This window comes from Caldisalinibacter kiritimatiensis, assembly GCF_000387765.1.
GTDB lineage: Bacteria > Bacillota > Clostridia > Tissierellales > Caldisalinibacteraceae > Caldisalinibacter > Caldisalinibacter kiritimatiensis.
In genome coordinates this window covers 1-9,547 of the sequence record NZ_ARZA01000275.1, presented here as the reverse complement: position 1 = coordinate 9,547, position 9,547 = coordinate 1, and the positions used below count along the sequence as shown (strand labels likewise).

The window sequence follows — 9,547 nt, the reverse complement described above, 5'->3', positions numbered from 1 at the left end:
TTAAAAATATCAAATTTTAAAATTAATAATAGAATAATTACGGGGGATTTTTTTGAAACGGATATTTTTAAATATGGATAACAAATTATACCCTTATAACAGAGAAGCAGCTTATAACTACGCTAAGAAATGGGCTTTTAAAAGAAATCCAAAATATTATAATTTTGAAAATCTAGGAGGAGATTGTACAAATTTTGTATCTCAAGTTTTACATGCTGGGGGGTGTCCTATGAATAATAGAAAATGGACAGGGTGGTATTATTATAGCTCATATAATAGGGCTCCAGCATGGACGGGAGTAGAGTTTTTATATAATTTTTTGATAAATAATAGAGAGAGGGGACCTATAGGTAAAATAAGTGATATAAACGAAATTGATATAGGTGATATTATACAGTTAAATTTTGAAGAAGATGATACTTTTAATCATTCATTAGTAGTAGTAAGAAAAGAAGAACCTTATGCACCCGAGAATATATACATTGCAACACATACCTATGACAGATTTAATTATCCATTAAGTAATTATTTATATGAAAAAATAAGATATATTCATATATTGGGTTATAAATACTAGAAAAATATGATAGTGTGATATAATGTAGCTGTGCAAAAGCAAAAGGGGGAATTTTCATGAAAAAAATAAATAATACAAGAGCAATAGAAAAACTAATAAATTATGATAAAATAGCAACATTAAACGTATTGGGGAGAATAACTCATAAAAATAAAACAAATATTTATGTTGATAATATTGAAAATCCCAAAGGTATTATATTACAATCAGATTATTGGAATACTATATATTCACCCTATGATGAAGTAGCAGAAAATATGATAAAAGAAATGAAGTATGATGAAAATAAGGGATTTTCAGGTGTTCTTAAAAAATACTATGATATTATAAAAAAATATAAAGACATAGAGTGGGAAGAACCTTGTTATTTATACTATATGGACAAAGATGCTTTAGACTACACAAAGGTTAAACATAAAGTTGAAGCATTACGATTAGAACACGCAGAAATAGTTAATGAATTTTATACATATAAAAGTGAACATTCATTAGAATATATAAAGGGGTGTATTAAGAAAAGACCATCTTCGGCAGTATTTGATAAAGATGGAAATCCGATTTCATGGGCTGTGATAAGAGAAGATGGGTCAATGGGTATAATGTATACTAGAGAAGAATATAGAGGTAAAGGGTTAGCTGCTTCAGTAAGTATTGATTTAGCAAAAAAAGTTATAGATAATAATTGGACTCCTTATGTCCATATAGTTACAAGTAACACACCATCTATAGCTTTAGCAGAATCTATAGGTTTTAAACGTTATGGGGAAGTTATGTGGTTTGGGATAAAATAAAAGTACACTAAAGACTAAAATAAGGAAGTGAATGAAATAATGAAAGTACTATTAACAACATTAAATTCAAAATTCATACATTCATGTTTAGCTTTAAGATATTTAAAAAGTTATAGTGAAGATATATTACCATCAATAGAGTTAGAGGAATATACAATAAACCAACATAATGATTTTATAGTAGGAGAAATATTTAAAAAACAACCAGATGTAGTAGCTTTTTCTTGTTATATATGGAATATGGAACAAATACTTGAGATAGCTCAAGCTTTGAAAATAGTTAAACCAGAAATAAAAATAGTATTAGGTGGACCTGAAGTATCTTATGATTCTAAAGAATTAATGAATAGACATCCATATATTGACTTTATCGTTTATGGTGAGGGAGAAGCTACCTTTAGAGAATTAGTAATTGGATTTATTAATGGAGAAAATAATTATAGTGATATTTTAGGGTTAGTTTATAGAAAAGAAGGAAAGATTATAAAAAATAAACCAAGACCTCTTATAGATAATTTAGATGAAATACCATCACCATTTAAGGGAGATTTATCAGAATTTAAAAATAAGATAATTTACTATGAGAGTTCTAGGGGATGTCCTTTTAACTGCCAATTTTGTTTATCATCAACTATTAAAGGAGTAAGATTTTTCTCTTTAGATAGAGTAAAGCAAGATTTAGAATACATTATAAAAGCAGGTGTTAAACAAGTTAAGTTTGTAGATAGAACCTTTAATACGAAAAAAGATTATGCACTAGAAATTATGAGGTTTATAATGTCCAAAAACGTAAGAAATATAAACTTTCATTTTGAGGTAACTGCTCATCTATTAGATGAAGATATGCTAAAATTTTTAAAAGATGTACCAGAGGGATTATTTCAATTTGAAATAGGGGTTCAATCCACTAACCCTGAAACCATTAAGGCAATAGATAGAAAAACTAATTTTGAAAAATTAGCTGAAGTAACTAAAAGAATAAAAAGTTATAGGAATATACATCAACACTTAGATTTAATAGCAGGATTACCATATGAAGACTATAATACCTTTAGAAAATCGTTTAATGATGTATATAATCTTAAACCTGATAAACTACAACTAGGTTTTTTAAAGTTATTGAAAGGTTCAGGATTAAGACAAAATGTAGAAAAATATGGTTTCAAATTCTTGGATAAACCTCCTTATGAAGTACTTGAAAACAAATATATAAGTTATAATGAAATGTTAAAACTAAAGGTGATAGAAGATTTAGTAGAAAAATATAGTAACGAGCATAATTTCGAAAACACATTAGAATTTATTATAAACAAATTTTATAAAACACCAATTGAGTTTTTTGAAGAATTTAGTGACTATTGGGAGCAACGAAATTTACATCAAAAATCCCATAGTAAAAGAGGCTTATATTGTATTTTATATGAATTTTATATAGATAAGATTAAAGAAAAAGAAGATATATTTAATGAACTGCTTAAATTTGATTATATATTAAATAATAAGGGTGGAAATATACCAAAGAATATAAAAAAATACAACAATTATAATATGAAGAAAAAAAGACATGACTTTTTGAAGGAAGAAAGGAATGTAGCAAAATATTTATCACAATACAAAGATTTACCGCCGAAAAAGATAATCAAAGATATTCATTTTGAAGAATTTAAGTTTAACATTATAGATTTTATAAAAAAAGGATACAATGAAGAAGAGATTAAAAAAAATACAAGTATAGTATTGTTTGTGTATGATAATGATAAAAAAGTATTTGATAGATGCAAATCATATGATGTAACAAAAGAAATTCAGAAATTGGAGTGATAAGATGGATTTACTGAAGGACCTTTATTATGTAAACAGGAAATCTATAAAACAGACATTTACACTTTTCACAAAGAACTGGTCAATAATCCTAGCTATATTTATATATTCAATTATAAGTATAGTGCTGTTTAGTTTAATTGGTATATTATTTACTGGGATACTAAGGATACTAGCGGGGATAGCATTATTTTTAGGTATGAGTGCGCTAGTTTCTGATTATCTTTATTTACTTCAAAACATAGTAAAATATGGGAAATTTACTTTAGAAGATTTTAAAATGGGTTTTAAAGTGTATTTATGGAAGATATATGGTATTTTAGTGATTGGATGGTTGATTAGTTATTTATTAGATTTGTTAGTAATGCCTATTATAAGAGGAGTAGTACCATTAGGGATATTAAGTATTATAATAAATATATTTTTACTGATATTATTTAACCCATTACCAGAATCGATTTATCAAAAATTTTATTCTTCATGGGATACTATAGTTTATACTTTTAATTTTACAAAAGAAAATTGGATTGAATGGCTTTTACCTAATGGTATATTTATGATAGTATTATATTTTATCTCTGGGAGAATTGTAACAAATTTATTTTCCTTAATACAGATAGGTATACCTTTTGACTACACATTAAAAGGAATAGTATTATATATATTTGGACAAGTATTGTTTTCGTTTATAATGATTTATAGAGGAGTTCTTTTTAGCATTTTAAGTACTAGTACAAGAAGGAAAAGAATGTTTATGAGAAATTTATATAAATAAAAAATTGTAGTAGGTGATGCATATGATAAAGAGTGTAGAAGAATTTTTTAAACAGAAGACAGATAACTTAACTTTTGTAAATTTAAAAGAAGAGGCTAATGTAGTAATTAATGGATATACAATACAATCTTCTATACCAATGCCAATTATTATGAGTGATTTAGTAAATGAAATTAAAGGATTTACAGCTCAAGAAGAATTAAGAATATCGACATTCATAGACGGTATGATATACGTTTTAGGAGTCGACCCTAAATTTAAATATGCTGACCATTATAAAGAAATATTATATAACTATAATAACAATATTGAAGATTATATTTTATATAAGGGGCACGTATTTATAGAGCAAAACAAGTTAGACGATGGTATGATATATTTTAGAGCTTTGGTTAAAGTCAATCCTAGAAATGTAAAGGGACTATTTAATTATGCATGTACATTAGAACAAAAGGCAAATGAATTTTATAAAAATAATCACTTTAAGGTTGGAGTTAAATTTATTAGACAGGCAACAGCATATTTGGAAGATATATTAGAAGTTGATTCTGACTTTTCATTAGCCTATTATAAACTAGGTTTTCATTATCAGGCCTTGAAACAATTTAAAAAGTGTCAAATAGTATGGGAAAGGTTTATAGAATTAGATAAAGATGAAAATAGGGTACAAGAAATTAAAGAAAACTTAACTAAAATACAAGATGATGTAACTTATGAGGAAGGATATAATGAAATTTTAAGAGGTAATCCTAAAGAGGGATTAAGTAAGTTACTAACTTTAAGAGAAAGATATTCTGATTGGTGGAATTTACTTTTTATGACTGGTCTTGCTTATAGGCAACTAGGAAGATTTGCTGAAGCTAAAAGGGAATTTGAAAAAGTGTTAGCCATAAAACCTAATCAAGTAGATTCTTTGAATGAAATAGGGTTATGTTTGGCCAATTTAGGAGAATTTGAAAAGGCTGTAGAGAAATTTACTAAAGCTATTGAATTAAGACCTATGGATTATGAAATTAGATGTAATAGGGGAATGACTTATTTACAGCTAGGAGATATAGAAAAAGCTATTGAGGATATTGAATTTGCATATGAGCAAAATCCAGCAGATGAAATAACGATTAGCTGTAAAAGGCAAATAGATAAATTAAGGAGTATGAGTTAAATCTCATATTCCTTTTTTATTTTTAAGTAATCAGTTAATGAGGGTATAACATATAAATCAATATAAATATATATACATATAAAAAAGAATGATTTGAGGAGGGAATTGAGATTGACGAGTGGGGAAGATATAGTTAGTAAATTAGATAGAACTATGAATTATATAAATGCTTTAAATTACTATTGTGATAAGATAAAAAATGATGAAATTAATTATATTGTATGTGTAGAAAGAGAAGAGATTGTCAAATATTTAAGTCTTGCTTTAGATAATATAGTTAATACGATAAAGGAAGTTAGTAAGCATAAAAATGTGTATTTTAATAATGGGGATAACTTAGACTTAGCATTTGAAAGATTGGAAAACTTATATATTGTATCGGATAAATGTATTGAAAAAATGCTTTCTATAAATACGTTTTGTAATCAAGTTAGTAATAATCAACTGGACGACGACTATATAATTTTAGGACTTCAGAGGATAGTTGATAATTTAGAAGATATATTGGATGAATTGTATGATTGTTTCTGTAAATGAAAAATAGAAAAAATTAACATAGATAAAGTTTAAGCTTTGTTAAAATTTTTGAACAATTACAACAATTTGTGATAAAATACAAAGTGATAGAGAAAAATACCAAAAAATAAGTTTGATAAAGGTCAAAGGAGTGATATAGAGTATGAATACTTTAAATGATATGTTAAAAGCAGCAGTAGGACAACGAACAATGAAACTTGCATTAGCAGCTTCACAAGACTATCAATCTTTAAAAGCAGTAATAGAAGCAGCAGAGAAAGGAATAGTGGAGCCTATTTTAGTTGGAGACATTGAAAAAACAAAAGAAATAGCAACTGAAAATAGATTAGATATAGAGAAATATGAAAAAATTGATGCTCCTAGTTTAGAAGAGTCAGCAAAAGTAGCTGTAAAGTTAGTAAGTGATAAAAAAGCTGATTTTTTAATGAAAGGTTTAATTGATACATCTATTCTTTTAAAAGAAGTATTAAATAAGGATTATGGACTAAGAACTGATAGTTTACTAAGTCATGTAATGGTTTATGAAGTACCTACATATCACAAATTATTAGCATTAACTGATGGAGGAATGAATTTATTACCTAGTTTAGAGGACAAAGTGAAAATTCTAAAAAATACAATTGAAGTATGTAAAGCTTTAGGTAAAGATGTTATAAAAGTTGCAGTTTTAGCAGCAAAAGAGAAAGTAAATCCTAAAATGCCAGCTACTGTAGATGCTGATAAATTGAAGCAAATGGGGCAAGACAAAAAGTTTGGAGAAGAAGTTATAGTTGAAGGACCATTAGCCTTAGATTTAGCAGTTTCTAAAGAAGCTGCCAAAGTAAAAGGGGTAGAAAGTAAAGTGGCAGGAGATGCTGATGTATTATTAGTACCAAATATAGAAATGGGTAATGGTGTAGGAAAGAGTCTAACTTATTTTGCAAAAGGTAAATCAGCAGGTGTTATTATGGGAGCGAAAGCACCAGTAGTACTTGTATCTAGAGCTGATACACATGAATCTAAATTATACTCTATAGCTCTTGGTAGTTTAATAGCAAGTAATAATAAGTAAATAAAAATAAACTCAATGAAAACATTTTCATTTCTTTGTAATGTGAAGGGGGTATAATATAATGAAGGAACTATTAACTGGAAATGAAGCTGTTGCTAGAGGAGCATATGAAGCTGGTGTTACAGTTGCATCGGCATATCCAGGAACACCAAGTACAGAAATATTAGAGAATGTAGCTAAATATAAAGAAATATATTCAGAATGGGCTCCTAATGAAAAAGTAGCTTTAGAAGTATCTATAGGTGCATCTATAGCTGGAGCAAGGTCTTTAGCAGCAATGAAGCATGTTGGAGTAAATGTAGCGGCAGACCCATTATTTACAGTAGCTTATACAGGAGTGAATGGTGGTCTTGTACTTGTTACTGCTGATGACCCAGGAATGCACAGTTCGCAAAATGAGCAGGATAACAGAAACTATGCTAAATTTGCAAAGATACCAATGCTAGAACCAAGTGATAGTCAAGAAGCAAAGGAATTTACTAAAATAGCATATAAGATAAGTGAAGAATTTGATGTGCCTATATTATTAAGATTAACTACTAGAATATGTCATAGTAAAGGGATAGTAGAATTAGAAGACAGAGAACAAGTTGAAATAAAAGAATATGTTAAGAATATACCTAAATATGTAGCTACTCCAGCCAATGGAAGGAAACTACATGTTAAGTTAGAAGAAAAATTAAAGAAATTAGAAGAATTTAGCAACAATACTTCATTAAATAAAGTAGAATGGTATGATAAAAAAATAGGTATTATAACTTCAAGTGTTTCCTATCAATATGCCAAAGAAGTCTTTGGAGACAATGCTTCATATCTTAAACTAGGATTTACTTATCCACTACCAAAAGAAAAAATTAAAAAATTTGCTAATGAAGTTGAGAAGTTGTATGTGATTGAAGAACTAGATCCATATTTAGAAACAGAAATAAAAGCAATGGGTATAGAAGTAATAGGAAAAGAACTAATACCTAGAGTGGGAGAGTTAAATCCAGACATTATAGCAAAAACATTGTTAGGTGAAAATAAAGAAGTTATTGAGAAAAACGAAGAAAAGGTGGTAGGAAGGCCTCCTACAATGTGTGCAGGATGTCCTCATAGAGGGTTATTTTATGAGTTAAGTAAAAAGAAAAATGTAGTTGTTACTGGAGATATTGGATGTTATACTTTAGGTTCAGCACCACCTTTAGAAGCTATGGATACATGTATTTGTATGGGAGCTAGTATAAGTGCTGGGCATGGATTTAGTAAGGCAGCACAAGTAAATGGAAGAGAAACGAAAGTGTTTAGTGTAATAGGAGACTCTACATTCTTTCATTCAGGAATTACAGGATTAATAGACATAGTTTATAATAAAGGAAATGCCGCAACAATTATATTAGATAATAGGATAACAGGAATGACTGGTCACCAACATAATCCAGGAACGGGTTATACACTAATGGGTGAAGTCACTAATGAAATAGATATAGTGAAAATTTGTGAAGCCATAGGAGTAAAACATATAGAAGTAATAAATCCATTAAATTTAAAAGAAACGAAAGCAGCTATAGATAAAGCTATGGAAGTAGATGAACCTATGGTTATAATAACAAAATGGCCATGTGTATTAAAAAAATCACCTAATGAAGAAATTGAAGAGTATGGATTAGCAGATAGAAAAATTTGCGAAGTAGACCAAGACAAATGTAAAAAGTGTAAGATGTGCTTGAAAGTTGGTTGTCCAGCTATATCATTCGATTCAGAAAAAGGAGCAATTATAGATGACACTATGTGTGTAGGTTGCGACGTTTGTCTACAGGTATGTCCATTTGATGCTATTGTAAAGGTGGGTGAGTAACATGACAGAAAAAGGTAATATTTTATTAGTTGGAGTTGGAGGACAAGGAATCATACTTGCTAGTAAAATTTTATCAAAGGGGTTGTTAGATGCAGGATATGATGTAAAAATGTCTGAAGTTCATGGTATGGCACAACGTGGAGGTAGTGTAACTACACAAGTGAGGTATGGAGAAAAAGTTTATTCACCTATAATAGGTAAGGGTCAAGCTGACATAATTGTTGCTTTTGAGAAGATGGAAGCAATGAGATGGATAGACTATTTAAAGCCTAATGGTAAGTTAGTAATTAATGATTATGAAATACCATCTGTACCTATACTAGTAGGTAAAGATGAATATCCAAAAGATATCATTAAAGAATTAGAGCATAAGCTAGATGTTATTAAATTAAAAGCTGCAGAAGTAGCTAAGGAAATAGGTAACATAAAAACCCAGAATATAGTTATGCTTGGATGCTTAGTTGAGGCTTTAGGATTAAACGAAATAGATTGGGAGCAAAAAATAAAAGAGTTAGTAAAAGGGAAATACGTAGACATAAATATAAAGGCATTTAATAAAGGAAAACAATTAGCTAGGTAAAGGGCAGGGAAACCCTGCCCTTTTGCTTATTGACTGTAAATGTGGAGTGGGTAATTTATGTACTATAATTTTATATATAATAATTTTTAAATTTAGTTGGGATATCACCATGGAGAAAGGGGAAAGAAAAGAAAAAATATGGAATGTTATAAAAGATGAAGTAGAAAATCGATAAAAATTAATGAAATCATAAGCAATCAAAAGTAAATTGAATATTATTGGAATAAATGCTTAAATGATTGCATAATATAGATTTGAAGTGATATAATAATTATGGTATATTATTCAGCGTCGTTGAGATAAGACAGGGATTACACAGCTGTTAAGTAGCAGATAAAAACAAAAAATAAAAAAGCACTTGACAAACATAAGTTGTTTTGATATAGTTTTAAGAGTCGTCGCTAAAAACAAATAGA

9 protein-coding genes are annotated in these 9,547 nt (G+C 28.4%); all 9 read left to right on the top strand.

The genetic code is table 11. From position 1 onward, the window contains the following. The first annotated feature begins 52 nt into the window (after nt 1-52). The 9 genes from L21TH_RS12770 (at nt 53) to L21TH_RS12730 (ending at nt 9,131) form a co-directional block, all read left to right on the top strand. On the top strand, nt 53-577 hold the full coding sequence (locus tag L21TH_RS12770) for an amidase domain-containing protein (RefSeq protein WP_006317240.1): 525 nt from the start codon (nt 53-55) through the stop codon (nt 575-577). Nucleotides 578-633: 56 nt separating this feature from the next. Further along, nucleotides 634-1,368, top strand: coding sequence for a GNAT family N-acetyltransferase (locus tag L21TH_RS12765; protein WP_006317239.1), 735 nt, complete (start codon nt 634-636; stop codon nt 1,366-1,368). A 39-nt stretch (nt 1,369-1,407) separates the two neighbouring features. Continuing rightward, the gene (locus L21TH_RS12760; protein ID WP_006317238.1) at nt 1,408-3,189 is read left to right on the top strand and encodes a B12-binding domain-containing radical SAM protein; all 1,782 of its coding nucleotides are present in this window, start codon (nt 1,408-1,410) and stop codon (nt 3,187-3,189) included. 4 nt (nt 3,190-3,193) lie between these two features. Continuing rightward, a complete protein-coding gene (locus tag L21TH_RS12755; RefSeq protein WP_006317236.1) occupies nt 3,194-3,964 on the top strand; it encodes a hypothetical protein in 771 nt (256 codons plus the stop codon). A gap of 22 nt (nt 3,965-3,986) precedes the next feature. Further along, nucleotides 3,987-5,126 (top strand): tetratricopeptide repeat protein, encoded by a 1,140-nt coding sequence (locus L21TH_RS12750; RefSeq protein ID WP_006317235.1) that lies wholly within the window; start codon nt 3,987-3,989, stop codon nt 5,124-5,126. Nucleotides 5,127-5,237: 111 nt separating this feature from the next. Next, on the top strand, nt 5,238-5,663 hold the full coding sequence (locus L21TH_RS12745) for a hypothetical protein (RefSeq protein ID WP_006317234.1): 426 nt from the start codon (nt 5,238-5,240) through the stop codon (nt 5,661-5,663). A 142-nt stretch (nt 5,664-5,805) separates the two neighbouring features. Then, nucleotides 5,806-6,714: a bifunctional enoyl-CoA hydratase/phosphate acetyltransferase gene (locus tag L21TH_RS12740; protein ID WP_006317233.1), complete on the top strand. Its 909-nt coding sequence runs from the start codon at nt 5,806-5,808 to the stop codon at nt 6,712-6,714. A gap of 61 nt (nt 6,715-6,775) precedes the next feature. Then, a complete protein-coding gene (iorA, locus tag L21TH_RS12735; RefSeq protein ID WP_006317232.1) occupies nt 6,776-8,551 on the top strand; it encodes an indolepyruvate ferredoxin oxidoreductase subunit alpha in 1,776 nt (591 codons plus the stop codon). A gap of 1 nt (nt 8,552) precedes the next feature. Continuing rightward, nucleotides 8,553-9,131 carry an indolepyruvate oxidoreductase subunit beta gene (locus tag L21TH_RS12730; RefSeq protein ID WP_006317230.1) on the top strand — a complete coding sequence of 193 codons (579 nt, stop codon included), beginning with the start codon at nt 8,553-8,555 and terminating at the stop codon, nt 9,129-9,131. Nucleotides 9,132-9,547 lie beyond the last annotated feature (416 nt).